Here is a 25,062-nt window from a genome sequence, read left to right on the forward strand (position 1 = left end):
CGGCCATGTCAAGCATTGGAGATCGCGATCAGGTGTTTCAATCGCGCGGCTGCCGCACCGCTATTAAGGGATTCGTGCCCAAGGGCGACGCCGTCCTTCAAGCTGCTTGCGTGGCCGGCCACGATCATTGCCGCGGCGGCGTTGAGAAGAGCAACATCGCGGTACGGACTTGGCATGCCGTCGAGCACGCTTTGCAGCGCGATTGCATTGGCATCGGCGTTGCCGCCCCTCAGCGCCTCGTTGTGGCAGCGGGCGAGGCCCGCTTCTTCGGGGGTGACTTCGAAGGTGCGGATCGCATCTCTCTCTAGCGCGGCAACAAACGTCGGCCCGGTGAGGGTGATCTCATCGAGTCCATCTGAGCCATGCACCACCCACACCGACTCAGCACCAAGGTTCTTTAACACCTGCGCCAAAGGCTGCACCCATTGCCGCGAAAACACTCCGACGATCTGCCGCTTGACTCCGGCCGGATTTGCGAGCGGGCCGACTAGATTGAAGATCGTGCGGGTCCCAAGTGCCGCTCGGATTCGGGCAACGTGGTGCATAGCCGGATGACGGATGGGCGCAAGCATGAAGCCGATGCCAGCTTCGTGCACACAACGAGCAACGCCTACAGGCGGGAGGTCGACCTTCACGCCGAGGCGGGCCAAGACGTCAGCAGCGCCTGATAGTGAGGACACGGCGCGGTTGCCATGCTTGGCCACAGGAACGCCGGCCCCGGCGACAATGAATGAGGCGCATGTCGACACGTTGACTGAGCCCGAAGCGTCACCGCCCGTACCAACGATGTCGACGGGATCGGGGGGCGCACTGACCCGGAGCATTTTGCTCCTCATGGCTGAGGCTGCGCCGGTGACTTCTTCTACGGTTTCGCCACGTACCCGCATCCCCATTAATAATCCTCCGATCTGGGAGGATGTCGCCTGGCCCGACATCATGATTTCAAAGGCTGTTGCGGTCTCCTCGCGGGTCAGCGTGGCACCTGTAGCAACTTTGCTAATGATCGATTTAAGGGCGTTCATTGCTCTACACGTGCTTAGTCGTTCCAATTGGCCAGTCGCGCGTGCGAGCGCGACCTCAATCTGTTAGTCGATCCCATCTTCCATGTTGTCGATACCCACGCTGTTCTTTGCTGATATATGATCGGACAAACGTTGCGGTTTTGTGGGATCGAGCCGAACTCGACGGTTGCAGGACGACGTCGATGCCACACACGACTACTCGCCGTTGATGCTCCCAGCTGGCGCTGGCGCATAGCTCGAGATCCTGACCAAATACACTGCATGTTGCTCCTGATATGGCATTATGTCGCGCCGTCTCGATCACAAATGGTGCACCTCCTCTTTGAGATACTTGACCTTCGAGCGTGTTGCGCAACTTGCGCGCGTCTCGGCCGGCATCATCGGCGCTCGTTACCGGCAGCGTCTGTGGGCTTAGTGGATGTTTGCACTGATCCTAAGGCACTCGTTATCGATACTTGAGCGCCCCATGACATCATTCTCACTCTTTTTCATTCTCTGCGTGCAACAGCGAGGGGTCATTCGAAACGGGCATTAGTGGGGTCATGCATCTCGGCAACCGGTCCGGCTCGGACTGCGTATGCGTTGTCGACGCATGCGCGGTATCAGCTCGAACGTCAGTCGGCTCTGCAACCTACAACCTGACGCTACGTAAGAATCAAGCTATCAATGGCGTTCACCTGCAAAGGAGCAAGTGCTCTTTGCTCGAGATCAGATCAGACGATTGGATGGCAAGACGGTGGGTGGTTCCATAGTCGAGCATGGCGGGACAACTTCTTCTGCACCCAGCCCGTCGTGGAATCGTTTACTGCGATCGGTATGATGGCTTGCATGTCTCCTCCCAAGGATTGTTATCGTCGGTGATGAATGGACCAACAATCCATCAGTAGGGCGCATCTTAGATCTAGTGTGACTGACGCGTCCGTGGTGGATCAGAGTCAGCAGGGCAACCCGCGCTGCATCAATCGCGAACTCCAGATGTCGATGGCTTCGACCAGCAGGAGCCTCGCAATTACACCACGCAATGCTAAAAGTGTAACGAGCAGATCATCTCGAGTGTTACGCACTTTGCGCAGTCCCCACGCGAGGTTCGATGCGCGGCCAATCAGGCCTATGCGACCCAGCTGCACCTGCTTCGACGCAACGCCGTTGTCCTGATCGACAACGTGGTCACCGAATTCAACGCACCACCCGGGTTAATCTATTTGACCAAGGTCGCGAATTCGAGTTCTGCCCCCGGAATGTGGGCGACACCAATCCGGCTCATGCCGGGGACAGGACGATCCGTCGATTTGGACTCCAGTTAGAGAGTAGAATCCACTGACACGGACGTTCGACTCCTGCCGGCTACATTCGGAATACGCCATAATGGGGCGCTTCGATGGGAGCATTCAGCGAAGCGCTCAGGGCTATCGCGAGTGCAGTTCGGGTATCGACTGGATCAAGAATTCCGTCGTCCCAGATTTCGGAGGTTGCATAGTAGGCGCTGGATCGTTCCCGATACTCGTCGAGAAGGGGACCTCGAATGGCTGCCAGCTCCTGCTCTGCGAGTCGCCCACCATCACGGGCCAGTTGTCGGGTCTTAAGGTGGGTCAGCACACCTGCCGCTTGCTCGGCGCCCATCGCAGAGATCTGAGACTGCGGCCAGGTGAAGACGAACCGAGGATCGAAAGCACGTCCCGCCATAGCGTAGGTACCTGCTCCGTGCGAGCTGTTGCACACGACCGTGAATTTTGGGACCGACGCTCCCGAGACGGCCATGATCAGCTTGGCGCCATCCTTGGTTATGCCACGGCGCTCGTATTCGCGGCCGACCATGAAACCCGTTGTATTCTGCAGGAAGAGCAAGGGCGTCCGGTTCTTGTCGCATAGTTGGATGAAGTGAGCGCCCTTCAGCGCACTTTCGCTGAGCAGCACACCATTATTTGCAAGAATCCCTATTTGATATCCATGAAGCCGCGCGAAACCGCACAGGAGGGACGTGCCGAAACGCGGCTGGTATTCGTGAAATCGGCTACCATCGATCATGCGGGCGATGATCTCCCGCATGTCGAACTGCACTCGAGGGTCCTTTGGAATAATGCCGTATAGTTCCGATGCGTCGTAAGCAGGAGGCTCCGGGGCGGCTTGATCAATCGGAGTCTTCGCGGGACGATGGAATCGGGCAACGATATCACGTGCGATCGCAATGGCGTGCATCTCGGAGCTTGCGGAATAATCGCTCGTGCCCGACACGCTCGTATGCATGTGGGCCCCCCCAAGCTCCTGTGCCGATACGTCTTCACCGGTAGCAGCTTTCACGACTGGAGGGCCAACGAGAAATATAGCTCCCGTATCCTCGACCATAATGTTGAATTCGCTAAGCGCCGGGACGTAGGCCGCTCCCGCTGTGCAATGACCCATTGCGATCGCGACCTGCGGTACTCCCATCTTGGAGAGAATGGATTGGTTACGGAGGATCCGACCCGCGAAGTAGCGATCGGCGAAGAACTCTGCCTGAAAAGGTAGAAATCCTCCGGCGCCGTCGCACAAATGAATCACTGACAGACGATTCTCGATTGCGACGTCCAAGGCTCGCACTATCTTCTTGACCGACAACGGATACCATGCGCCGCCCTTTACGCTTGCGTCGTCTGCATGAACCATCACCTCGCGACCCGCGACGATCCCGATGCCGACGACCTGTGCCGCGCCGGGCACTTCGCCGTTATAGGCCTTGTTAGCGGCCAGCGTTGAAAGCTCGAGGAACGGAGTTTTTGGATCGAGCAAGGCGTCGATCCGATCTCGTACAAACAGCTTATTTTGACGTCGAAGGCGCTCGAGCTCCCGCTCGGGCCGCTGGAAGCGGACAGCACGTTGCCGCTCCTTCAACTCGTCAGCAAGCCGCCTGTTGTGGAGCTCGTTTTGGCGAAAGTCTTGCGAATTGACATTCGCCCCAGAAGCGATTCGTAGCATTTCAGCGCCCTTCTTTCGATAGCGTAATCAGCACAGCATCCCGCTCGAAGCTCTCCCCTTCTTTGAAATTGATTCGATCGACTACGCCATCCTGTGAAGAGCGAATAATAGTTTCCAGCTTCATGCTCTCAATCATCATCAGCGCCGCGCCTGCGGATACCGGTTGACCAGGCGAAACCGCGATCGTAACGACTACTCCCGGCATCGGTGCGCGGGTCATGAGCGAACTTTCCTCTTGGTTCACGCAAGCGAGCGTTCGCAACGGGTCGCTGTAGCGCAAAACGCGCGTCATGCCACGGATGTGGACGTGAATCAGGTCGCCTTCGATGACGAAGCGGACCCGTTCGGTCTCGCCGGCAATGGTCAGGACACCTGAATTCTCGCCATATTGGGCGAACGCGACCGGGCAAATGACTTGGTCGCGCAAGTGAAGATGATAGGAGCCGGATTGGCAGGGTGAAAGCCATAACTGATGGTCGACGCCATCAACCTCGACGGAGTGATACACGTCAATTTCTCCAATGGCCCAGCGAAGCGTGAAGCGCGGGCACGGCATCGGCCGATTCGCGGACTTGTCGGGTCAGGAGAGCAGCTGATGCCAGGAATGCCGGTAGGCCGGTAGCAGAGTTACCGGCGGCAATGTGCGGGTTTTCCTCCAGATATCCCGTATGAAACTGTCCGCGGACAAACGACTCGTCGGAAAGGATGCGGGCGAGGAAGCTAGCGTTTGTCTCGCAGCCGAGAAGAATGACCCCCTGAATCGCGTGATTGACCGTCGCGGTGGCCAATGTGCGCGTCGGCGAATGCGCGATGATCTTTGCGAGCATGGGATCAAACGCAGTGGTGATTGGCTGACCCTGCGTGATGCCGCTGTCAATCCGTACCCCGCTCGGATACTCGAGAAGAAGTACTTTGCCGGACGTCGGAACATAGCCTCGTTCGGGGGCTTCAGCGTACAGCCTCACTTCGATAGCATGGCCGTTCGAAACGATATCTGACTGAGCAAAACCAAGTTCTCGGCCCGCGGTGGCATAGACCTGTTCGGCGACAAGATCGATTCCGGTGATCATCTCAGTCACGGGATGTTCGACCTGTAGGCGCGTATTCATCTCGAGAAAGTAGAATTCTCCTGCATCGAAAATGAATTCAACGGTTCCTGCGTTCTGATAATTCGCCGCGCGTGCGATGCCGATCGCGGTCTCGCAGACGCGTTTCCGTAGTTCTGGCGACAGCGTTGGCGAGGGCGCTTCCTCGATGATCTTCTGGAAGCGTCGTTGCACCGAGCACTCCCGCTCAAACAGATGTACAATGTTCCCAAAGGAGTCGCCGAGTACCTGCACTTCGATATGCCGCGGGTTCTCAATGTATCTTTCGACGTAAAGCCGGTGATCCCCAAAATACCGTTGCCCCTCAGAGCGAGCCTGCTCAATCGCGCCTTCCAGAGCATCGACGTTGCGTACAATCCGCATGCCCTTGCCGCCCGCGCCCCTGACGGTTTTACCAGCAAAGGGGTTCCAATTGCACGCGCCCTGGAGACGAACGTCGCTGGATCGTCCTCCTCAATTGCAGATGGGGCCACTGGAAAGCCGTTCGACTGGACGAAGTTGCGGGCCCGAATCTTATCGCCCATCAGTTCAATAGTTTCGGGTGCGGGGCCGATGAACGCAATGCCGGCCTTTATCACGGCCGTGGCGAACTGAGCCTGTTCGGAAAGAAATCCATAACCTGGATGAACAGCGCCGGCGCCCGCCTTGTGAGCGGCGGCGATAATTTGTGCGATGTCCAGATAGGCCGCGATCGGCGTATGACCGCTGATAAGAATCGCTGTGTCGGCCATGGAGACTGCCGGGCTTCGCGCATCGACCTCGTGGTAGACAACTGCAGAACGAAGGCCCAGCTTTCGCAACGTCTTGATGATGCGGGCGGCGATCTCGCCTCTGTTGGCGATAAGGACTGTATCGAAAGGCATTGTGTGCATTCGTATCCAAACAAACAACTCAAACGAGACGTCGAGTCTCGTTTTTTCTTTGGCGGTATCGCCAATGGAAATCACGTCGCGACGTTGATGACTCAAGCTCGCCTGCTTGGCTCTGAGACACGCAGTAATGGCGGTGCGATCCGGGATGTGGGCGCTACGCAGGCGAAACACGTCCTCCATGCAAGCGTCTTTCTTCGCGTCGGTCGGCGGCTGATCTCGCGCACTCGCCGACTCGACCTCGCAAGTTTGCCTGGTTCCGGACGAGCTGATCGAGCAGTTGCGGGTCGACAAGGCACTAATGTCTTCCCGACGGCAAAAAAGGCCCGGCCTCATTTTGGAAGCCGGGCGAAGTCAGTCTGGGAGGAGCGACGCTGCTACACATCGCCCCGACCGTCGGCAAGGGAGAGTTGCCGCCGGCTCATTTGCGGCGAGCGTTCGCCGCAAATTCGAAATACGACAAGATCGTTATGCCATCGCCCCACATCCTAGGAGTAGCTTACGTTCGTTTGTCAGAGGTCGCGATCTCATTTCAAGATCGTACAACGTGACGTTACGTGCGATTCAAGGCCTTTCAACGAAATGATCGCACAAATTTGTCCAAGCTCCTGGCTTCCCGGAAGTAGCCAGGTCCGTACGTAACGCACTATCCATTCTGTCTACGGGTGGGGGCTTGCCCCGTGAAGGCGCTGCGCCGGCGCGCTGCGTAAGATCTGTCCCTCCGATCCAGGATCTGGTCGACTCGGCGGCAGAGACAACAACCTTTCAACCTTGTCGCTTCAAACGGCACTGCTCAGAAGTTAACGCTCTGATGACGGTCAGCTTACCAATTCGGCCCGGCCGGTGTCGAGCCGATAAAGACCCCCGACGACTTCCAGCCTATTCTGCTCGATTGCTAAATTTAAAATCGGAGCCGCCGATTTGAGCTTATTGACGTTGTCGACTACATTTTGCCGGATCGCATTTGCGAGTGCATCCCCGCTTTCCTGGAAGACGCCTTTACAGCGGCCGTAAGTGCGGCGGCGAGAGATGGAATGCACTTGGCGGGCCGCGCCGATCCCGCTCCCTACGAACGAGAACGTCAGCCTGTCAGCCGCTAGCGAAGAAACGGACGTGGTGCTGTTCACCGTCTCCAACTATCTGGGGCCGACGTCCCTCTGGTACTTCGACGCGGCGAGCGAACGGCTTGAAATACTGAGGACGACACTTCCGAAGTTCAACGCGTCCAGGCAGGTCGCGGAGCAGTTCGAGGCCACTTCGCTGGACGGGACCCGGATTCCCTACTTTCTGGTGCGTCCCAAGAACGCGAGGTTCGGAGCCGAGATCCCAGCCCTTCTCGATGGTTATGGCGGATTCCAAGCTTCGCTCCTGCCATCCTATGCGGGAGCGATGGGGCGGCTCTGGCCCGAGCAGGGCAATGCACATGTCGTCGCGAACCTGCGCGGCGGCGGCGAGTTTGGGCCGCGATGGCACGAGCCGGCCCAAACGGCAACGAAGCAGCGGACATGGGATGATTTCATCGCCTTTGCGGAGGACCTAATCCGCCGGAGGTCACCTCTCCACGCCGATTGGGCGTGGTCGGCGCCAGCCAGGGAGGTCTGCTGGTGGGCACCGCGATTACTCAGCGCCGGGACCTCTTCAACGCAGCGATCGTGCAGGTGGCGCTGTTCGACATGCTTCGGTTCACCAAGTTGGGATTGCGATCCCACCATCCCGAGCAGCGCGGATGGATCGAGGCCTACTCGCCCTATCAGAAGCTTGTCCCGGGCAAGACCTACCCAATCCCCTTCATTCTCACCTCCACCAAGGACGACCGCGTGCATCCGGCCCACGGCCGCAAGGCAGCCGCCAGGCTTGCTGCGCTCGGCCAGCCCTATTACTACTATGAGAATATCGACGGCAGACATAGCGCGGCCGCCAATCTCACGGAATACGCGTGCCGGCTGGCACTCGAATACACCTATGCATCCAGGCGGCTTGTGGATTGAGTGCGGTTGACGAGTGAGTTCGCTAAGGTCGCCAGTGCAAATGGCGGCCTGTCAATATCAGCGCGTTTGGTCGGAGAGATCAGTGACCAGGCCGCATCCGTGTATGTCATGACCCACCACTGCGGGATGTCGTTGTGCTCTATGGCTTCACTCCAGCTATCCCCACGTCCGGCGGGATGGCTTCGGCTTCGCAAACCTGAATATCTAGAACTCTCAAAGCCACAAGAGCTCTCCTTCGTTGCGCTCGAGCATTCGCAATGGCGCGTTAAATCCATCTCGGAGCAGTGGGCGACATGGAGCGGAGAATGCACAAGCCTTCGATCGTCAAGAAGGCGGCGTGCGGCATGAAGTTGTGGACACTTTCCAGCTGCACAGGGCTCAATTAACGCGATCTGTTCTCGGTTACATCAACGTAGCGAGTCGATTTACGCTGATCACTTGAGTCAGCCGCAGGAAATTTGCGTGCGGGCTTGCGCTCCGACGGAGAGGTGAATTACGAAATGCAATGGAATCCATTCATGAGCGATATGACAACTCAGATTCATTCGCACGCGGTCGTGTGGATCGACCACCTCATTGCTAAGATATTCTCCATAGGTTTAACGGGCGTCAGCGCGACGGCCGTACGCGCGCATTTGGCGCCCCAGCGTCTTGATTGCAAAGCGCATACTGGCTCTGCCGACGTGAATGACGATCCGACGTTTGTCGTCAGGGTAGGTCGGGCCCTGAGTAACTGCACTGATCTGCTGATCATCGGACCGGGAACCGAGAAGACCGAGCTGATGAATTTCCTGAGAGTGAACAGGCCGGATCTCACTCTGCACGTCGAGACAAGTAATCCTCCGACCGACCGGGAAATTGTAGCGGTTGGGCGAAAGATCTTCCGTCTCGATTGAGTTGGCGATGTTCTTCTTCTGATTGTGGACGGTGCAACAGATCGGCCCAAATTAGGAGAGATGAGGATCGCTCTTCCCGGGGACCACCACCTAGCTCGCGCATCCGTTTACAGCGATGGATAGGCGCCGGAACCGATGCTATTTAAGTCAGTAGCGCCAATGGGTGGCTACCGCGACCGGGCGTTCTCAGGTGTTCGCCTTGACCGGCCGCCGACGTTGAGGCCGCAGGGAAAGGCTGTGCAGAACGGCGATCACCCGCTCGTCCTGCCGGTGACATGCCTACCAGCAGACTCGCAAAACCAACGTCTAGCAACTGCTGATCGTCATTTCCACAGCGCATAGCGCGAGATCAGAACAACGAACTGAAAAAGTCGCGAGCAAAAAATGACCCCGGTATTTTTCTGCCGGGGATCGCATTTTAGAGAGAGTTGGATCAGAAGTCCATGCCGCCCATGCCGCCGCCCGGAGGCATTGCCGGACCGGCGCCGCCCTTCTTCGGCAGCTCGGCGACCATGGCCTCGGTAGTGATCAGCAGCGCCGCAACCGAGGCAGCGTTCTGAATCGCGGTGCGGACCACCTTGGTCGGGTCGATGATGCCCTTGGTGACCAGGTTGACGTACTCGCCCGTCTGCGAGTCGAAGCCGTAGGCGTATTGCTCCTTCTCCAGGATCTTGCCGACGATCACCGAGCCGTCTTCACCGGCGTTGATCGCGATCTGGCGAGCGGGCGCGGAGAGCGCCTTGCGCACGATCTCAACGCCGGTCTTCTGGTCGTCGTTCTTGGTGCGCAGACCCTTGAGCTGCTCGGAGGCACGGAGCAGGGCGACGCCGCCGCCCGGAACGATGCCTTCCTCGACCGCGGCGCGGGTCGCATGCATCGCGTCATCAACGCGATCCTTGCGCTCCTTCACCTCGACCTCGGTCGCGCCGCCGACGCGGATCACCGCGACGCCGCCTGCGAGCTTGGCCAGACGCTCCTGGAGCTTCTCACGGTCGTAGTCCGAGGTGGTCTCCTCGATCTGCGCCTTGATCTGGGCCACGCGCGCCTCGATGTCGGCCTTCTTGCCGGCGCCGTTGACGATCGTGGTGTTCTCCTTGTCGATCATCACCTTCTTGGCGCGACCGAGCATGTTGAGCGTGACGTTCTCGAGCTTGATGCCGAGATCTTCCGAGATCGCCTGGCCGCCGGTCAGGATCGCGATGTCCTGCAGCATGGCCTTGCGGCGATCGCCGAAGCCCGGAGCTTTGACGGCCGCGACCTTCAGGCCGCCACGGAGGCGGTTGACGACGAGGGTCGCGAGGGCTTCGCCCTCGACGTCCTCGGCGACGATGATCAGCGGCTTGCCGGTCTGCACCACGGCCTCGAGCAGCGGCAGCAGCTCGTTCAGCGAGGAGAGCTTCTTCTCGTTGATGAGGATGTAGGCGTCGTCCATCTCAACGCGCATCTTGTCGGCGTTGGTGACGAAGTAGGGCGAGATGTAGCCGCGGTCGAACTGCATGCCCTCGACGACGTCGAGCTCGGTCTCGAGCGACTTGGCTTCCTCGACGGTGATGACACCCTCGTTGCCGACCTTCTTCATGGCGTCGGAGAGGAACTTGCCGATCTCGGCGTCGCCGTTGGCCGAGATGGTGCCGACCTGGGCGATCTCGTCGTTCGAGGTGACCTTCTTGGAGTTCTTGACGAGGTCGGCGACGACGGCTTCCACGGCCAGGTCGATACCACGCTTGAGGTCCATCGGGTTCATGCCGGCGGCAACCGACTTGGCGCCTTCACGAACGATCGCAGCCGCGAGCACGGTTGCGGTGGTGGTGCCGTCGCCGGCCGCATCGGCGGACTTGGAGGCGACTTCGCGCACCATCTGCGCGCCCATGTTCTCGAACTTGTCGTCGAGCTCGATCTCCTTGGCGACGGTGACGCCGTCCTTGGTGATGCGGGGAGCGCCGAACGACTTGTCGAGCACGACGTTGCGGCCCTTGGGGCCGAGCGTGACCTTCACCGCGTTGGCGAGGATGTCGACGCCGCGCAGCATCTTGTCGCGTGCATCGACGCCGAATTTGACTTCTTTAGCTGACATGTGAGTTTTCCTGAATGTTTTACTTGGTCTCACCCTTGGCGACGCCCAGCAGGCGCTCCTCAGGATGAGCGGTGCGAGCGATGGTTTAGGCGGCCTTCTTCTTGGCGGACACGTCGGTGAGAACGCCCAGGATGTCGCTCTCTTTCATGATCAACAGCTCCTGGCCGTCGATCTTGACCTCGGTGCCTGACCACTTGCCGAACAGGACGCGGTCGCCGACCAGCACGTCGATCGGGATCAACTTGCCGCTCTCGTCGCGGCCGCCGGGGCCGACGGCGATGACTTCACCTTGCGAAGGCTTTTCCTTGGCAGTGTCCGGAATAATGATGCCGCCAGCGGTCTTTTCTTCTGCGTCGATGCGCTTGACCACGACGCGGTCGTGAAGCGGACGGAATTCCATGCAGATCTCCTAAGCATTTACACCAGTTGATGATTTCCCGATTGCTAGCAATCGCGGCCTGCGAGTGCCAACGCAGGCGCAGCTGAAATAGGACCGATTTTTTGGGGAACAAGTGTTTGTAGTAGGAAAATCGGGCTGGGCGCGCGGGATCTCTGTGGGGGCTGCCCCAGATCACTTTCTCCGCTTGCCGCCGAGCACCCTTCTTCTGAGTGAATCGTACGGCTCTGTCTCTCGACCTAATGTCGCCTAACAGTTCAATTCCTCTGCCCTAAATTCGAGCTGGTAAAGGCCCGCCGATCTGGTGCCGGTTCAAATGCGAATCGTCGGCTGACTTCGTTCTAAGATTGGGATGCGTTTAGACGGTCGTCGCCTTCCGCAGGCACACACTATTGCCCCTTGATGACTGCCTCTATGCCCTGCAGCCGACGATACCGCACCTGACGCGGTCATCCTTGGATCGGTGCCTACAGCGCCATGGGATCAGCCGCCTACCGGAGGTCGCTGGCGACAAGCCAGCCAAACAGCCGTTCAAGGCCTATCCCATCGGATACTTTCACATCGACATCGCCGAGGTCCGTACCGAAGAGGGGAAGCTCTACCTCTTCGTGGGCGTGGACCGAACCTCGAAGTACGCGTTCGCTCGATTGACGAAGACGGCAACCACCGCCACCGCCAGGGCCTTCCTCGACGAACTGGTGGAAGCTGTCCCCTACAAAATCCACACCGTACTCACAGACAATGGCATCCAGTTCGCTGACTTGCCCAAGAACCGGAGCGGGCCAACCGCCCGTTGGCGCAGCCATCCCTTCGATCGGACCTGTCGAGATCATGGCATCGAGCATCGGCTCACCAAGCCCAGCCATCCTTGGACGAACGGTCAGGTCGAACGGATGAACCGAACGCTGAAGGAGGCGACTATCCGGCGATACCACTACGAGACCCACCGCCAGCTCCAGGATCACCTCGCTGCCTTCCTGGACGGCTACAACTTCGCCAAGCGGCTAAAGACCCTACGTGGCCTTACACCCTACGAAGCCATCTGCACGGCCTGGGCAAAAGAGCCGGACCGCTTCCGGCTCGATCCACTCCACTTGACCTCGGGACTGAACACCTAGGAGGCCGCTTGTCAATCGGCGTTGGATCGGGAGCTTATCGGCATCCATGCCGAAACACACACACAGCATAAGCGGTTCGCGGCCGTTCTGCGTGGGCATTATGGCTACTATGGCAGGCCGCACGATTATCCAGCGCTCAACGGCTTCTACCGCGAAGTACGTCGGACCTGGCTGCGTTGTCTGAGACGGCGGAGCCAGAAAAGTCGGCGCATGGGCTGGTCCGAGTTCGACACCCTGACGGCACGCTTCCGTCTGCTCGTTCCACGCATCACTCGCACTTGGGCACAGGCGCGGATATGACGCGGGTTACCCCCGGGAAGAGCCGGGTGCGGGAAAGCCGCCCGCCCGGATCTGTGAGAGCAAAGCCGAATGGCCGAGCTACTCGACCACGATAATAAGACTAGGGCACGTTGACTGGCGGCAGGGACGCGGTCAGCCGCGGCACAAAGCCATCTTGGTGCCGGCCGCGTGCTGCGAACACTATTGTAAGCGCCACAAAAACGATCAGAAGTTCACGCATTTCGACGAATTCCCCGCCAACTCCATCGCTTATGAAACGGCTGACACCTGATGCGCTTGCTCTAAGCTCGCCGCGAAATTGCCGCCGCGTTCAATGCAGGCTGTTAGGCTTGCAAAGTCGAAAAGATAAGCCCACTCAGTCGTCAAAAATCAATATTCCTTGTATTTCCGAGTAAGTCTGCAAACTATCGGGTGGTCAGCTTGAAAGATGCACCGCGTGCGTATGATGTCCTTGTGGCGGTAAGACGTGGCCCGCTGCGATGCCGATCTCGCGATGCCAGCCCATGCACCGGTAAATTCCGGCATAGGGAGCCGTGGCTCCTGGCTCTTGATCCTGGTCAAATGGCTCGCTGTTAGACGCCCGTTCTTATAGATCGCGATTCGTCATCTCTCAATCGGCTAGCTTAACTTTGCCTAAAGCCATCCATTCGGGCGCAGAGTTGATCTGAAAAGCTCTGAGCCCGCCTTCTGGCCTTCTGCGAGCGTGCTTGTTCATCTTTCGACAGTGCGCCCCGCAGATTGCCGCCAGTGCGGAGGAGCCCGCGCCATCGCGAGTGTACTTAGAGCTATGGCCGCGATCGTATCGTGCGTTTTTTCATTGCCTGTGCAGCGTTAATGCGCCGAGTGCCTGTTGGCGCGGTAAAACATCGATTCGTTGAACGAGTAGAGTCGTGTTGGACGCTGAAGCGGCATGATCTTTCCCGATATCTTTCTGCGCATGACCAATTACTTTCGCATGGATGCTCTTGACCGTCATCTACTATCGCGGCAACGAGAGCCATTATAGATCGAGAGAAAGAATGATGGATGTGATTGATCAAGCGAACGGTTCGGAGTTGCCGCCCGTCTTGCAGAAGTCATCAAGACGCCTTCCGTGTTTTTTTGGATTTGTCGCCGTCTTCATCGGGCTATGCGTTGGGGGTGCATTTTACTGGTCCCATATCGACCGAATGATCGAGGCGTCAGCGGCACGTGAAGTCGTCCCAATGCCGGCGTTGTCACCTGAAGACAAGGCGGCCCTTTCGGAGATTCGATCGGGGCAACAGGAGGTGAGCGAGGAGATTTCAGCGCTTAACCGCAACATCGATGCGCAGCAAGCCGATTTGAAACGGATGTTAGATCAAATCGCAGCCCTGACCTCAAGAATTGAGTCTCTGCAGAACTTTGCTGCGCCTCTTCCTGCAGATATTCGTCCGCCAGCAGCCCAGGCCGCTTCAAAGCCGACTACAAGAGCCACTCGCCCGCCTAAACCAGAAGGGCCGGTTTCCGTCGGGGGCGCGCCGCTGGTTCCCGAGCCGGAGACGGACCGCCGATGATCCAATCATGAAGCCTCGAGCCTGTCAGACATGGCGTCACTGAGAGGATGCAAGTCTAACTAAGAGCGAAGATCGCGCTGCTCACGTTCGGTCCTCCCAGTCGCGTTCGGTGAGGAGGACGAGAATGCGGCTCGACCGGTCGAGTCCGAGATCGCTTGTATGGCTCGGGTCTGCGAGGGCAGCCATGGCACCCGCCAGGCCCGCTGCACCGGACGGCGTGGTGGCGAGGCCATCATGGGAGGAGAGTACGCGAACAGCATCCACCAATTCCGCCTCGGGCACGGTAATGGCCCGAGCGCCGTGACGCCTGAGCACCGCAACGGCGGGCGCACTCGCCTGGCCGCAGGAGAGCATCTCCGCGGATGTTCGAAGATCGCCTATCACCCGAATCGGGCGACCGGCCGCGAGCGCGGGCGCAAGACACGCGGCGGTTTCCGGCTCGACCGTCACGATGCATCCCGGAGGTGCCAGCCAGCCCGAGAGGCCCTCGGCGATGGCAGCGGCGAGTCCACCGACACCAGCTTGTATAAAGACGTGTGTCGGACGCCCATGGCCGGCGAAGTCTACTTGATCGCGGATTTCCGCCGCCGTGACGCCGTATCCCGCCATGACGTCGCAAACGATGGGATCGTTCGGATCGTCGGTCGTGTCGGCGACAAGAATGCCGGCGCCTTGGCAGGCCGCGGCTGCGGCCGCATCAACTGCATTGTCGTAGGTGCCCGGCACCCACACGATCTCGGCACCCTGATTCTCGATGCGGCGCGCGCGCGCGTTCGGCACGCCCTCGTGCAGGAACACGCGGGCGGGCGCCCCGGCAAAGCGCGCGGCGGCAGCTACCGCGAGCCCGTGATTACCGTCACTGGCGCAGACCAGGGTCGGCTGCCCCTTAGGTCGGGCCGCGAGAAGGTCGGCCACCTGCATGCGCGAGGCCCGGGCGAGCGCGCGCAACCCGGCATAGGTGCCACCAAGCGACTTGAAGCTACCGAGCATGCGGCGGCCCTCGTCTTTCGCTAGCACCTGCGCCACTCCGAGCCGTTCCGCCAGCACCGGAAGGTTCAGGAGTGGCGTCGGCGCGTATGCGGGATCGAGGCCGGCAAGCTCGGCCGCGATCGCATTGACTGGTGAAGAAGAGGTGCTGTTCATGCGTTGATCTTGCCCGCTACAGGTGACGGCTGCTGCCGGAGCGTTGCACAGCAACTGTTTCCGCCGATCATAACCAGCTGTACCTGCGAGCACCACCCTCGACGACTTCGATCGCGCGCTTCTCGCGGAGGCCGTTTTCGTGCTCGCGTCCGCCTCCGCAAGTTTAAATTGCGCATCTGCGCAATGATCTGAGAGTTTTATCGGCAGGAAGTCTCTGCGAGCCGTAAGAAGTCTGTGAGCAGCACGTGTTGCGTAAGTATGGATTCGGGGTGAAACGGCAGGCCGTAAGTTGGTTGATAACGATGTGCGAGAGCCATGACCTCGCCCTCTTCCGAACGCGCTGTCACCATGAGATCCCGCGAGCAGACCTCGTCGAACTCGACGACAAGAGAATGGTAGCGGCCGACGCAAAGTGGGGACGGGAGTCCTGTGAAGCGCCCCCGGCCGTCATGGCTAATATGCGAGGCCCGTCCATGCAGACCTGCGCGCACGACGCGTCCGCCGAAAACGCTCCCAATACACTGATGTCCGAGGCAGATGCCGGCGGTTCACGGTCTACCAATTCCTCTACGTCCTCCAGAGGGAATGGCAGAGCGTTTTTGTCGGTAATGGATTGGATATTAGCTTCACGCAACATTTCGAAGCAGCGCCGAATGAGGTGAGGCGATTCTTTTTCCAATTTACCGTCAAATGGTTCACCTTTGCGCCATCGGCGCGGTGCGTAATTCATCCATAAGCGCTTGGCCGACAAATCATCCAAGATGTCGAGCGACTTGCAGCGCATTATCATTGCACCGACCGAAACGCCCCATCTCTCCTTAAGAGAGCATGCCATCCAATGTTGGGGCGTATAGCTCGTCTAGGAAGTCACGCTCAGGAAGCAGCATAAAGCTTGCAAACTGGTCAGCATGCTTCTCCAAGATCTTATAAGTCGTGCGGTTGTTTAGATGCTCTTGTGTCACCTTCCGATGAAGTAAAACGTGTGCGAGTTCATGCAGCGCATCAAAGCGCTGTCTCGATGCACTCGCCTTGTCTCGTGATAACATGATGAAGGGAATGCCAAACCGGTCAGACCATTGCGAAAAAGCATCCACCTTTTCCGCGCGAACGTGAATACGAGAAACAAGAATCCCGCTTTCTTCAATCTACGTCATCTCCGGCGTAGCCAGCAACGTCTCGCGCTCGCCCTCAAGCTCGCGGACAGCGACCAGGCGTTCCTTCCAGCGCCGCTCCAGCTCGCCGGCAACAAGGCGATTGTCCGGATCGACAGCCTCGTATCGCCGACGAGCGCGAGTTGCCTCGTAGCGGGCCTGCTCCAGAGTCAACTCGAGCTGACGCAGCTTATCGGCGTGTTGACGCCCGCGCGCTTCCATGGCTGCCAGCGCCGCCTGTACACCCAGCGGCTGCAGCCGCGCGATGACCCCGCGCTGGTCGCGCGATCCGCGCGCAGACCGCCGAATGAGATGCACGGATCTCCACCAGGGTTGGCGGCAATGATAGCGCCCGACAGTACTGTGCGTGCCGCTGTAGGCACGTCGACGATGGCAGGATCCGCTTGACCAACAATTGTGCTGAGGCATCGTCTTGGGAAGGCGCAACTGGACATTCGCCGGCAGCCAGGTGGCGCTGACCGTGCCGCCATCATGCTGACGATGATCACGACCTGTCGCCTCAACGAAGTCGATCCCAAGGCCTGGCTCGCCGGCGTTCTCGCCCCTATCGCTGATCTTCCCGCATGACGTCTGCACGAACTGCTGCCCTGGGAATGGAAGCTCCCGCGCCAAGCCGCAGCCCGCCAGATCAGCAGGTCGCCTGCCCTTCACCAACGCTATCATAGAGCTCGCCATGCCGCGCGCATCGTCATTGAGGTCTTCGTCGTATGCGTACACCGCAGGTGCAGATCTCACTGCATCACTTCATGGATGTGAGTGGTTGCCCGAGGCCTCTCATCGGAAGGGGGCCGCACTTCTTGGCTTGGACGCCGGAGCATCGCGCTGCCGGTGCAACGACACTTAAGCCTAGGCGCATGGCACGGACGGCGACCGGCCATCCCCATACTGGAACACAAGGTGGTGCAACGGCAATTCTGGTGGGTCTGGAGTCGATTTACGAGACGCACGTCTCGCATGCTTGTACGGCGTCTGATCGGACGATCGGTCCAGGCTCCCTGCACGACCCGCGCAACGGACTGATTGAGGAGCGCGGCTAACAGGAATTCGAAAACAAGCTCGTCTCAGTATCATCTTGGGGCCGGCCCTCGCGCAGGCAAGGCATCCTCCTGGCGCGGCATGTCTGAAGAGTACGGGCCTTCAGTTCGCCCATCCCGAACGACCGTCGCGGAGGTGCCGCGATATAACATCAGCACAGATTCCCGGGACGGCATCTCGACGGAGCGAGGTCGCGCCTGCGCCTCCGCCACAAGACCATTGAGCGTCTGATCCACGAGTGCGATGAAGCGTGGTGGACCGGACGCAAGGACTAGGCCATCTCCCGGAGCTGATCTCATGATGTAGCGTTCGTCGGAAATGGCGAGCGCATCGAGGGTTGCCTTGAGCGCGTCGCAGCTGATTGAAGTTAGGAGAAGCAGACGAGTTTGCGCTTCCTTTGCGGTAGAGACGTAAAGCACGAGCCCATCGTAATACCATTGAAGATTGTAGAGCTGAGTCAGATGGTCAAGGAACTCGCGCGGTGGCAGGTCCGGCATGTGCCCGCGAATCCGACCCTTCACCTCGGCGCTGATGGCGACTTTAATATTGAGGTTGTTGCCGAATTCCTGCAGCGCGGCAGAAAGCTCCTGATCCAGAACCGTATACCGGTAAGGGGTCGAGGGCAGCGACAGGGGAGCGCCGCGCGCGATCTGTATTCCGCCGGAAACGAAAACGGCGACACACAGAACTCCGTTCAACACGTGCGGGATTATGGATCGGATGAGCATTCATGGTTCTCTTTGACTTAAACTAACAGGAGTACGTTTGGTACGTGAACGCGAAACGTGATCTTTAGATGACGATGTGCGGGCGAACTCGTCAGCTTGTCGTCAGCTGGCCTGTCTAGGACATTAGGCCGCTAATCGGCTTGAACGGCTGGTCGTATCACATCTCGATGAGAGCGAGTCTTTCCATGATGATGTTAGGCGCTACGCCGATTTCTCACAATCTAGAAGGCCTGTCCAAGGCCTGTTCGGCAACAGTGGTCGACGAGCAGGTCCAATTTCAGCAGAGTCTCTTGCAGGCGGCTTCGGTTCAAGACCTTGCGCCTCCAGTAACGGAAGCGGCGGCCGTTCCGCCGACTCCCGAGCTATCGCGTGCAACAACACAGGCGAGCCCGCTGGGCGATCGCATCCTCCAGAATCTTTCTACGATGTATCCGGTCAATGCAGTTCCAAAAGGTGCGGAGACCGGGCCGGTGTCGGGGCCCCTATTGCTGCAACCGGGCAAAGCGGAAGCAGGTGTGCCGGGCGCCCCCAGTGGCGCGGGTGACTTCGAGGCGATGTTGGCGAATCTGAAGGGTGTTTCTGACAGCCTCATCCAAGTAACACTCATTTCAAATGGCATCGGTAGCCTCGGTTCATCTCTGAACAAGCTGATATCGGCGGGCTGAGTGGGGCGAATGATTGGTTTAATCTATCGCGAAAGCGGTCAGGCGCGCCCATTCCGCAAGCGGCTTCAACTTGTGGCTCTGCTGCCGCTCCTGCTTGCCCTGGTTGGTTGCAAAGCCGATCTCTACACGAAAGTTCAGGAGCGTGAGGCCAATGAGATGCTTGCGGTCCTCCTCAAGAACGGGGTCGATGCGCTCCGCGTTGCTGCTAAGGACGGGACTATCACGATCCAGGTCGAGCAGACTCAGATTGCTTCCGCAATCGACCTGCTGAATGGCGAAGGGTTGCCGCGCCACGCTTTCAAGAGTCTCGGCGAAGTGTTCAGCGCGGCGGGTCTGATTGCTTCGCCAATCGAGGAGCGCGCCCGTTACGTCTATGCGCTGAGCGAGGAATTATCTCGCACGATCAGTGATATCGATGGTGTCCTCTCGGCGCGCGTCCACGTTGTTCTGCCAAAGAACGACCTGTTGCGACGTGACACCACGCCATCTTCGGCGTCGGTTTTCATCCGGCATGACTCGAGGGCAAATCTCTCAATCTTGCTGCCGCAGATTAAAATGCTCGTCGCCAACAGCATCGAGGGCTTATCCTATGACAAGGTGGCTGTTGTTTTCGTCTCAGTCGAGCGGCCCGCACTAGAGCCGCGACCGGCGGCTGCGGCTGGTTTCGCCCAAGCATCTGGAGTCATTTCGACGCCATTGGTTGCGGTTGGCATGGGTCTCGGCGGGTCTGTATTCGGCGTGCTATCCTGCGTCTTGCTGAGCGCTCGTGGGCGTCAGCGCAGGCAATCATCTCAGACAGTTAGCGCTGTTGGTGGGCGCTCGGGTGTCTCTGCTATCGAGATGATTCGCAAAGCGACTAAGCCTAATGCGGCGTAGTGTGGTATCCGACATGACGAGACCGAATCCGTCTGCCGAGCGGCATGATCCGCTGAAATTAGCCTCTGTAGGTATTCGTAAGCTTGCTGCCACGATTCATCCGACCCGCCTTGCCGCGCGACTTGACGCGAACCTCTCGGCCGCGACGTTGGTGCGACTGCAGAAGAGTCCTAGGCTGCAGATAAGACTGCCAGCGTTGCTGCTTGAAGATGAAATGGGCTTGAACGGAAGTGACTTCGGGCCAGACCTTCTCCTCGGGCATGATCCGAGCAGGGCTGCCCTGCTCGCCGGCGGCATTTGGCATGCCCGTTCGCTGACAAGGCTGATCTCAAAGCACGATGTCGCCGTTCTGGTCGAGCACGTCGGCACCGAGGTGCAGGCTTTCGGGATCCGACATGCAGCGCATGCGGTTTCGACCAGATTAATTGCTGATCCTCAACAACTCGCGCTAGGGATTGAAGACGATGGGCATGCCTGCCTCGGCGCTTGGCTCGATGAAGCGTCAACGCTTGATTGCCGCCGCGTGCTTCTACGCCTAGCTGTCGGAACGGCCGCCGACAATCCTGCGACTGAACACCGCGATGCCGCGGGCCAAGTGTTTTCGCCGGTGTTGGCCCAATTGGCGAGGGAGGCCCCAGCGGGATGACAGCCGACGAAACTGTGCCGCCCGTCGCTCCGCACATCCGCCCGCTTGGGCCACTTATAGCGGCGAGGGATCTCGAGATTTGGCAGAGCGCCCTCGAGGCGCGTGCCGTAGCCGAGCGCAATCTGAAGCGGGTTCGCGGCTGGGCGCGCAGAGCTTATCAGAAGGAGCGTGCGCGCGGCCATGCCGAAGGGGTGAGGGCCGGCGCCGAGGAAATGGCACAGCTGGTCGCGCAGGCTGCCTCGGAAGTGGCACGACGAAGGGCCCTTTTGGAGCAGGAACTGTCAGCGCTCGTGATAGACATCGTAACTGATCTATTGGGCGATTTCGATCCCGGCGAGATGTTGGTGAGGACAGTTCGTCACACGATTTCGCACAGATATGGCGGGGCGAAACTGTCCCTTCATGCGTCCCCCATGGATGCTGATGTGCTTACGCGCGAATTTGCTGCCTGCGACGGACGGGAGGACCGGCCGGCGGTCCGAATTATTCCGGATCCGGCGCTGTCAGCGAACGAATGCGTGCTGTGGAGCGAATTTGGCAATATCCATCTCGGACTTGACGCGCAGCTCCGCGCACTGCGTTTGGGCTTTGGGTTAGATCATGAGGCAGGCGAATAGTGACGGCGCCGAGACCAGACCATAGCTGTCCTGATGGAGATGGGACTCTGCACGCGGCGCTGGCTCGTCTGCGAACTACGGCAAGGCATGTGGACACGCGTGTCGTACGCGGGCGGATCACGCGGGCGATCGGCACGTTGATCCATGCAGTTTTGCCGGATGCTCGTATTGGAGAAGTTTGTGTGCTCAAGGATCCGCGCACGGGATGGTCGCTTGAGGCCGAGGTGATCGGTCTCTTGCAGGACGGCGTGTTGCTGACGCCGATCGGTGACCTGCAAGGCATGTCCGGCCGCGCAGAAGTCGTTGCCACTGGCCGAATGCACGAAGTGCCGGTCGGCCCCAATTTGCTTGGCCGGGTGATCGACAGCTTCGGCCGTCCCCTCGATGGCAAGGGCGCAGTCAAAGCCGTGGAGACGCGTCCGCTGCGCGGCAAAGCGCCAAATCCAATGACGAGGCGCATCATCGATCGCCCTCTGCCACTCGGTGTTCGCGCCTTGGATGGTCTTCTGACATGCGGCGAAGGCCAGCGCATCGGCATTTATGGAGAGCCTGGTGGCGGCAAGTCGACGTTATTGTCGCAGATCGTAAAAGGCGCGGTCGCTGACGTGACCGTGGTTGCGCTGATAGGCGAGCGTGGACGCGAAGTGCGTGAATTCATCGAGCGGCATCTTGGGGAGACAGCCCTCCGCCGCACGGTCGTCGTCGTTGAGACCTCCGATCGCTCAGCGACGGAGCGGGCGCAATGTGCTTATACGGCAACCGCGCTCGCCGAATATTTTCGCGAACAAGGGCTGCGCGTCGTTCTGATGATGGATTCATTGACGCGATTTAGCCGCGCTATGCGCGAGATCGGGCTTGCTGCCGGTGAGCCACCGACTCGCCGGGGCTTTCCTCCCTCTGTCTTTGCAATGTTGCCAGGTTTGCTGGAGCGCGCTGGTATGAGTGAGCGTGGCTCAATCACGGCCTTCTATACCGTGCTTGTGGAAGGTGACGGCACGGGCGATCCAATCGCCGAGGAAACGCGTGGCATTCTCGATGGTCATATCGTTCTATCACGCTCTCTCGCGGCGCGGGCGCATTTCCCCGCCATCGATGTACTGTCGAGCCGCAGCCGCGTCATGGATGCCGTCGTATCTGCACCGCATCGCAAGGCAGCATCCCTCTTCCGTGATCTTATCTCCCGTCATGCAGAGGCCGAATTTTTGATCAAGGTTGGCGAATACAAGCAAGGCAGCGATCCGCTGACGGACCGAGCTGTCGCTTCGATCGATGATCTGCGCGAGTTTTTACGCCAAGGTGAAAACGATGAGTCCACTTTTGAGGAAACCGTCACATGGATGTGCCGTCTGACCGCATGAGTTGCATACACGTTTCGAGCTTGCGGCAAGTGAAGGATATGCGCGAGCGTAGTGCTCGTAGTGAGTTGTCCAATATGGAAGCCAAGCGTCATATCGCGACCTCGGCCGCGGAGCACGCATGGCAGGAACTTGCAATTGCTGAAAAGCATCATACAGAGGCCCAGGCGGAGGTTTACCAACAATTGATGTCGGTCGGTAGCTTGTCCGTCGTTGAACTCGATCATTGCCAGCTCACCCTTGAGAGGCTCGCGATTGAGATCACCTCGAAACGCCGCACACTTGAGGAGGCGCGTATCGCTCAAAAGCAGGCCGAGACAGCGGCATCCGAGAGGCGTGCGCACTGGGCGAAGCGTTTCGCAGCGACTCATAAATGGCGACAAATCGAGACCGACGTCCGGCGTGCGGCCGATACCCATTCGGAAGTAACAGCCGAGCTAGAGGCTGATGATGAAGTCTTGCTTCGCCATGGGAGGGGTTTGCCCACGCCGGTGGCGGGCGGTTCAATTTGATGATCGCTAGTCCAGTTGGGAAGCAAATGCGCTGCCCTGTACAGCCGCCTCCTGCAACTCGCGCGGACGCATACGTGAGGTACGAGCCGGGCCAGAGTCTAACGCAGAGTCTCGTCTCGTGGCTCAACAGAAACGTGCGGCCCTCCGCCTCTTTGCGGAGTAATCTTTGTGACAAGCCGCTATCGGTGCGACTGGAACGAGTTGTGTGGCAGGAGGAGCCTCCGGCTCTGTCGATGCTCGATTGCGTTTGGGGCCTCGGCGATGATGCGCTCGTGTTGTCGATGCCGCATGCGCTTGCCGAGGCCTTGATCTCGACAGTACAGAGTGGCCTAGCTTTACTTTCCGAGCCAAGTCGTTCGCTGGTTCTCGAACTTGCACTTGAACCGTTGCTCGCGCGCCTGGAGACTGAGACAGAGCAGCAACTGCGACTCCTTCATGTTGGAAAGGCCGAGAAGAACGGGCCTTATATCGAACTCGACATCATCTACGGTCCGGTCAGTGGCAAAGGTCGCCTATTTCTTTTCTCGCCTCTTGATGGACCGATGCCGCCGGCGTTCCGCGCCTTAGGCGAGCTGCTCGGACAATTGCCGCGACAGTTGTGTGAGGTTTCCGCACAGTTACCCGTTACAGTTGCGGGAGAGATCGGCTCCCTCCGGGCGTCAGCCTCGCTTCTTCGCAAAACGCGTAAGGGCGACGCTTTGTTGCCGGATGTAATGCCATTCGCCCGCGGTCAGATCATCCTCACTGCGGGCCGGTTATGGACTGCGGCAGATGTCACTGGCAACCGCCTGATCCTGCACGGACCGTTTCGCTTGCGGCCGCGCCCCCTGGAGTATGCGCATATGACGACACTACCCGGTTCACAGCAGCCGCCTTCGGAAGCCGATCTCGACGATATTGAGATTTCGCTTGTCTTCGAATGCGGCCGCTGGCCCATCACGCTGGGAGCCTTGAGAAGCATCAGCGAAGGATATGTATTCGAACTTGGCCGGCCGGTCGATGGCCCGGTCGATATCCTTGCAAACGGCGTACGTATCGGGGGTGGTGACATAGTACGTATTGGGGACGAGCTCGGCGTTAGACTGCGTGGCGGGTTAGCGCGCAATGACTAACATTGAACCAGCAATACTGCCGCTTCTTGCGGTCACGGCCGCGCTCGGCTTGTTGGTCTTCGCTGTGGTCACGACCACGGCGTTCGTAAAGGTATCTGTCGTTCTCTTCCTCGTTCGCAATGCGCTTGGGACCCAGTCGATTCCACCGAACATCGTTCTATACGGCGCAGCATTGATGCTCACCGCCTTCACGAGCGCCCCCGTCTTTGAGCAGAGCTACAATCGAGTCGCCGATCTGCAGCTCCGCTATCAAACGCTCGAGGATTGGGTAGCCGCTGCGAAAGAGGGGCAGGAGCCGCTGCGAGGCTATCTCAAGAACTTCACCAATGAAGAACAGCGAGGCTTCTTCCTGTCCTCGACCGAACGTGTCTGGCCGGAAGAGATGCGCGGCAGAGCCACAGCCGATGATTTTGTCATTCTCGTCCCATCTTTTCTAATCTCAGAACTCAAGCGTGCCTTCGAAATCGGGTTTTTACTATACCTTCCGTTTATCACTATCGATCTGATCGTAACGACCATTCTGATGGCCATGGGCATGTCAATGGTGTCTCCGACAGTGATCTCAGTTCCTTTCAAACTATTTCTATTCGTGGCGATTGACGGCTGGTCGCGGCTTATGCACGGGCTAGTGCTGAGCTATACAACACCTGGAGGGTGAGCATGGATGAGGCCACTATTCTCCCTTATATGAGCCGATCACTGGTGCTTTTCATGACCTGGGTTCTGCCTCCGCTCATTGCAGCGGCGGTCGCCGAAACCGTCATCGGCATCATCCAGGCGGCAACGCAGATCCAGGATCAGACATTGCCACTGACTGTGAAGCTTTTGGTCATTGTTGGGATTATAGCTTTGTTTTCTCCGGTGCTGAGCGTCCCGCTCATCGAACAAGCCAAGCAGATCTTCACTGATTTTCCCGCGCTCACGACGGGCTACTAGCAGCGCCG

At 59.0% G+C, this 25,062-nt stretch carries 24 protein-coding genes and 5 pseudogenes; 15 read left to right on the top strand and 14 right to left on the bottom strand.

The features are described 5' to 3' along the window. Window positions 1-8: 8 nt before the first annotated feature. The 6 genes and pseudogenes from trpD to IVB26_RS06080 all read right to left on the bottom strand — a co-directional run bounded on the left by trpD (window position 9) and on the right by IVB26_RS06080 (window position 7,076). Window positions 9-1,022 carry an anthranilate phosphoribosyltransferase gene (trpD, locus tag IVB26_RS06055; protein WP_247970982.1) on the bottom strand — a complete coding sequence of 338 codons (1,014 nt, stop codon included), beginning with the start codon at window positions 1,020-1,022 and terminating at the stop codon, window positions 9-11. 1,344 nt (window positions 1,023-2,366) lie between these two features. Continuing rightward, window positions 2,367-3,974 (bottom strand): acyl-CoA carboxylase subunit beta, encoded by a 1,608-nt coding sequence (locus IVB26_RS06060; RefSeq protein ID WP_247970983.1) that lies wholly within the window; start codon window positions 3,972-3,974, stop codon window positions 2,367-2,369. A gap of 1 nt (window position 3,975) precedes the next feature. Then, window positions 3,976-4,482 carry an acyl-CoA carboxylase biotin carboxyl carrier protein subunit gene (locus IVB26_RS06065; RefSeq protein ID WP_247970984.1) on the bottom strand — a complete coding sequence of 169 codons (507 nt, stop codon included), beginning with the start codon at window positions 4,480-4,482 and terminating at the stop codon, window positions 3,976-3,978. Between the two features lies 1 nt (window position 4,483). After that, window positions 4,484-5,443 carry an ATP-binding protein gene (locus IVB26_RS06070; protein ID WP_247970985.1) on the bottom strand — a complete coding sequence of 320 codons (960 nt, stop codon included), beginning with the start codon at window positions 5,441-5,443 and terminating at the stop codon, window positions 4,484-4,486. Window positions 5,444-5,670: 227 nt separating this feature from the next. Next, window positions 5,671-6,285: pseudogene (locus IVB26_RS43135) on the bottom strand (biotin carboxylase N-terminal domain-containing protein); the annotation flags it as partial. 482 nt (window positions 6,286-6,767) lie between these two features. Continuing rightward, a complete protein-coding gene (locus tag IVB26_RS06080; protein WP_346732858.1) occupies window positions 6,768-7,076 on the bottom strand; it encodes a carbonic anhydrase in 309 nt (102 codons plus the stop codon). A 262-nt stretch (window positions 7,077-7,338) separates the two neighbouring features. Here IVB26_RS06080 and IVB26_RS42890 point away from each other — a divergent pair. From IVB26_RS42890 to IVB26_RS06090, 3 genes and pseudogenes are all read left to right on the top strand, one after another. Next, a pseudogene (locus IVB26_RS42890) lies at window positions 7,339-7,437 on the top strand (hypothetical protein); the annotation flags it as partial. A 116-nt stretch (window positions 7,438-7,553) separates the two neighbouring features. Further along, window positions 7,554-7,937, top strand: a complete 384-nt coding sequence (locus tag IVB26_RS42895) for a prolyl oligopeptidase family serine peptidase (protein ID WP_253075749.1) — start codon at window positions 7,554-7,556, stop codon at window positions 7,935-7,937. 518 nt (window positions 7,938-8,455) lie between these two features. Next, the gene (locus IVB26_RS06090) at window positions 8,456-8,833 is read left to right on the top strand and encodes a hypothetical protein (RefSeq protein WP_247970986.1); all 378 of its coding nucleotides are present in this window, start codon (window positions 8,456-8,458) and stop codon (window positions 8,831-8,833) included. A 433-nt stretch (window positions 8,834-9,266) separates the two neighbouring features. Here the strand turns inward: IVB26_RS06090 and groL are convergent, their stop codons facing one another. After that, a complete protein-coding gene (groL, locus tag IVB26_RS06095) occupies window positions 9,267-10,907 on the bottom strand; it encodes a chaperonin GroEL (RefSeq protein WP_247970987.1) in 1,641 nt (546 codons plus the stop codon). A gap of 85 nt (window positions 10,908-10,992) precedes the next feature. Continuing rightward, on the bottom strand, window positions 10,993-11,307 hold the full coding sequence (gene groES / locus IVB26_RS06100) for a co-chaperone GroES (RefSeq protein ID WP_247350375.1): 315 nt from the start codon (window positions 11,305-11,307) through the stop codon (window positions 10,993-10,995). Window positions 11,308-11,669: 362 nt separating this feature from the next. On the opposite strand from groES, the pseudogene IVB26_RS06105 reads away from it, so the two are divergent. Beyond that, window positions 11,670-12,422: pseudogene (locus IVB26_RS06105) on the top strand (IS481 family transposase); the annotation flags it as partial. A gap of 1,114 nt (window positions 12,423-13,536) precedes the next feature. Here the strand turns inward: IVB26_RS06105 and IVB26_RS06110 are convergent. Next, entirely contained in the window at window positions 13,537-13,698 is a 162-nt protein-coding gene (locus IVB26_RS06110; RefSeq protein WP_247970988.1) for a hypothetical protein, read from the bottom strand. A gap of 43 nt (window positions 13,699-13,741) precedes the next feature. Between IVB26_RS06110 and IVB26_RS06115 the strand changes: the two genes are divergently transcribed. After that, on the top strand, window positions 13,742-14,257 hold the full coding sequence (locus tag IVB26_RS06115) for a hypothetical protein (protein ID WP_247970989.1): 516 nt from the start codon (window positions 13,742-13,744) through the stop codon (window positions 14,255-14,257). Window positions 14,258-14,338: 81 nt separating this feature from the next. On the opposite strand, the gene IVB26_RS06120 is transcribed toward IVB26_RS06115, so the two are convergent. The 4 genes and pseudogenes from IVB26_RS06120 to IVB26_RS06135 all read right to left on the bottom strand — a co-directional run bounded on the left by IVB26_RS06120 (window position 14,339) and on the right by IVB26_RS06135 (window position 16,869). Further along, window positions 14,339-15,400: a pyridoxal-phosphate dependent enzyme gene (locus IVB26_RS06120; protein WP_247970990.1), complete on the bottom strand. Its 1,062-nt coding sequence runs from the start codon at window positions 15,398-15,400 to the stop codon at window positions 14,339-14,341. 197 nt (window positions 15,401-15,597) lie between these two features. Next, a pseudogene (locus tag IVB26_RS06125) lies at window positions 15,598-15,942 on the bottom strand (glutamine amidotransferase-related protein); the annotation flags it as partial. Between the two features lie 276 nt (window positions 15,943-16,218). Next, window positions 16,219-16,494, bottom strand: coding sequence for an ImmA/IrrE family metallo-endopeptidase (locus IVB26_RS06130; RefSeq protein ID WP_247970991.1), 276 nt, complete (start codon window positions 16,492-16,494; stop codon window positions 16,219-16,221). Window positions 16,495-16,545: 51 nt separating this feature from the next. Next, complete coding sequence (locus tag IVB26_RS06135) at window positions 16,546-16,869, bottom strand: hypothetical protein (protein ID WP_247970992.1); 324 nt, start codon at window positions 16,867-16,869, stop codon at window positions 16,546-16,548. A 65-nt stretch (window positions 16,870-16,934) separates the two neighbouring features. Between IVB26_RS06135 and IVB26_RS06140 the strand changes: the two are divergent. Then, a pseudogene (locus IVB26_RS06140) lies at window positions 16,935-17,237 on the top strand (transposase domain-containing protein); the annotation flags it as partial. Between the two features lie 402 nt (window positions 17,238-17,639). Here IVB26_RS06140 and IVB26_RS06145 read toward each other — a convergent pair. Then, window positions 17,640-18,335: a nodulation protein NolW gene (locus IVB26_RS06145; protein ID WP_247970993.1), complete on the bottom strand. Its 696-nt coding sequence runs from the start codon at window positions 18,333-18,335 to the stop codon at window positions 17,640-17,642. A 185-nt stretch (window positions 18,336-18,520) separates the two neighbouring features. On the opposite strand from IVB26_RS06145, the gene IVB26_RS06150 reads away from it, so the two are divergent. From IVB26_RS06150 to IVB26_RS06190, 9 genes are read left to right on the top strand one after another with little or no spacing between them, the layout of a single operon-like run. Then, on the top strand, window positions 18,521-19,000 hold the full coding sequence (locus IVB26_RS06150) for a nodulation protein NolB (protein ID WP_247970994.1): 480 nt from the start codon (window positions 18,521-18,523) through the stop codon (window positions 18,998-19,000). Window positions 19,001-19,009: 9 nt separating this feature from the next. Beyond that, window positions 19,010-19,876 carry a type III secretion system inner membrane ring lipoprotein SctJ gene (gene sctJ / locus IVB26_RS06155; RefSeq protein ID WP_247970995.1) on the top strand — a complete coding sequence of 289 codons (867 nt, stop codon included), beginning with the start codon at window positions 19,010-19,012 and terminating at the stop codon, window positions 19,874-19,876. A gap of 13 nt (window positions 19,877-19,889) precedes the next feature. Beyond that, on the top strand, window positions 19,890-20,522 hold the full coding sequence (locus IVB26_RS06160; RefSeq protein WP_247970996.1) for a nodulation protein NolU: 633 nt from the start codon (window positions 19,890-19,892) through the stop codon (window positions 20,520-20,522). Beyond that, window positions 20,519-21,139: a type III secretion system stator protein SctL gene (sctL, locus tag IVB26_RS06165; RefSeq protein WP_247970997.1), complete on the top strand. Its 621-nt coding sequence runs from the start codon at window positions 20,519-20,521 to the stop codon at window positions 21,137-21,139. The genes IVB26_RS06160 and sctL overlap by 4 nt, the downstream gene beginning before the upstream one ends. After that, complete coding sequence (sctN, locus tag IVB26_RS06170; protein WP_458309328.1) at window positions 21,139-22,497, top strand: type III secretion system ATPase SctN; 1,359 nt, start codon at window positions 21,139-21,141, stop codon at window positions 22,495-22,497. The genes sctL and sctN overlap by 1 nt, the downstream gene beginning before the upstream one ends. Next, entirely contained in the window at window positions 22,473-23,006 is a 534-nt protein-coding gene (locus tag IVB26_RS06175; protein ID WP_247970998.1) for a hypothetical protein, read from the top strand. The genes sctN and IVB26_RS06175 overlap by 25 nt, the downstream gene beginning before the upstream one ends. A gap of 26 nt (window positions 23,007-23,032) precedes the next feature. Further along, window positions 23,033-24,118 carry a type III secretion system cytoplasmic ring protein SctQ gene (gene sctQ, locus IVB26_RS06180; RefSeq protein ID WP_247970999.1) on the top strand — a complete coding sequence of 362 codons (1,086 nt, stop codon included), beginning with the start codon at window positions 23,033-23,035 and terminating at the stop codon, window positions 24,116-24,118. After that, window positions 24,111-24,776, top strand: coding sequence for a type III secretion system export apparatus subunit SctR (gene sctR, locus IVB26_RS06185; RefSeq protein ID WP_247313961.1), 666 nt, complete (start codon window positions 24,111-24,113; stop codon window positions 24,774-24,776). Before sctQ ends, sctR begins: the two co-directional genes overlap by 8 nt. Before the next feature lie 2 nt (window positions 24,777-24,778). Continuing rightward, complete coding sequence (locus tag IVB26_RS06190; protein WP_247313963.1) at window positions 24,779-25,054, top strand: EscS/YscS/HrcS family type III secretion system export apparatus protein; 276 nt, start codon at window positions 24,779-24,781, stop codon at window positions 25,052-25,054. Window positions 25,055-25,062 lie beyond the last annotated feature (8 nt).

The sequence above is a fragment of the Bradyrhizobium sp. 195 genome (genome assembly GCF_023101665.1).
Classification (GTDB): Bacteria; Pseudomonadota; Alphaproteobacteria; order Rhizobiales; family Xanthobacteraceae; genus Bradyrhizobium.

Bases quoted from the DNA above. Each gene is read 5' to 3' on its own strand.
- trpD (WP_247970982.1), bottom strand. From the start codon at position 1,022: ATGAACGCCCTTAAATCGATCATTAGCAAAGTTGCTACAGGTGCCACG.
- IVB26_RS06060 (WP_247970983.1), bottom strand. From the start codon at position 3,974: ATGCTACGAATCGCTTCTGGGGCGAATGTCAATTCGCAAGACTTTCGC.
- IVB26_RS06070 (WP_247970985.1), bottom strand. From the start codon at position 5,443: ATGCGGATTGTACGCAACGTCGATGCTCTGGAAGGCGCGATTGAGCAG.
- IVB26_RS06090 (WP_247970986.1), top strand. From the start codon at position 8,456: ATGAGCGATATGACAACTCAGATTCATTCGCACGCGGTCGTGTGGATC.
- groL (WP_247970987.1), bottom strand. From the start codon at position 10,907: ATGTCAGCTAAAGAAGTCAAATTCGGCGTCGATGCACGCGACAAGATG.
- groES (WP_247350375.1), bottom strand. From the start codon at position 11,307: ATGGAATTCCGTCCGCTTCACGACCGCGTCGTGGTCAAGCGCATCGAC.
- IVB26_RS06110 (WP_247970988.1), bottom strand. From the start codon at position 13,698: ATGACGGTCAAGAGCATCCATGCGAAAGTAATTGGTCATGCGCAGAAA.
- IVB26_RS06115 (WP_247970989.1), top strand. From the start codon at position 13,742: ATGATGGATGTGATTGATCAAGCGAACGGTTCGGAGTTGCCGCCCGTC.
- IVB26_RS06120 (WP_247970990.1), bottom strand. From the start codon at position 15,400: ATGAACAGCACCTCTTCTTCACCAGTCAATGCGATCGCGGCCGAGCTT.
- IVB26_RS06145 (WP_247970993.1), bottom strand. From the start codon at position 18,335: ATGCTCATCCGATCCATAATCCCGCACGTGTTGAACGGAGTTCTGTGT.
- IVB26_RS06150 (WP_247970994.1), top strand. From the start codon at position 18,521: ATGATGATGTTAGGCGCTACGCCGATTTCTCACAATCTAGAAGGCCTG.
- sctJ (WP_247970995.1), top strand. From the start codon at position 19,010: ATGATTGGTTTAATCTATCGCGAAAGCGGTCAGGCGCGCCCATTCCGC.
- IVB26_RS06160 (WP_247970996.1), top strand. From the start codon at position 19,890: ATGACGAGACCGAATCCGTCTGCCGAGCGGCATGATCCGCTGAAATTA.
- sctL (WP_247970997.1), top strand. From the start codon at position 20,519: ATGACAGCCGACGAAACTGTGCCGCCCGTCGCTCCGCACATCCGCCCG.
- IVB26_RS06175 (WP_247970998.1), top strand. From the start codon at position 22,473: ATGGATGTGCCGTCTGACCGCATGAGTTGCATACACGTTTCGAGCTTG.
- sctQ (WP_247970999.1), top strand. From the start codon at position 23,033: ATGCGCTGCCCTGTACAGCCGCCTCCTGCAACTCGCGCGGACGCATAC.
- sctR (WP_247313961.1), top strand. From the start codon at position 24,111: ATGACTAACATTGAACCAGCAATACTGCCGCTTCTTGCGGTCACGGCC.
- IVB26_RS06190 (WP_247313963.1), top strand. From the start codon at position 24,779: ATGGATGAGGCCACTATTCTCCCTTATATGAGCCGATCACTGGTGCTT.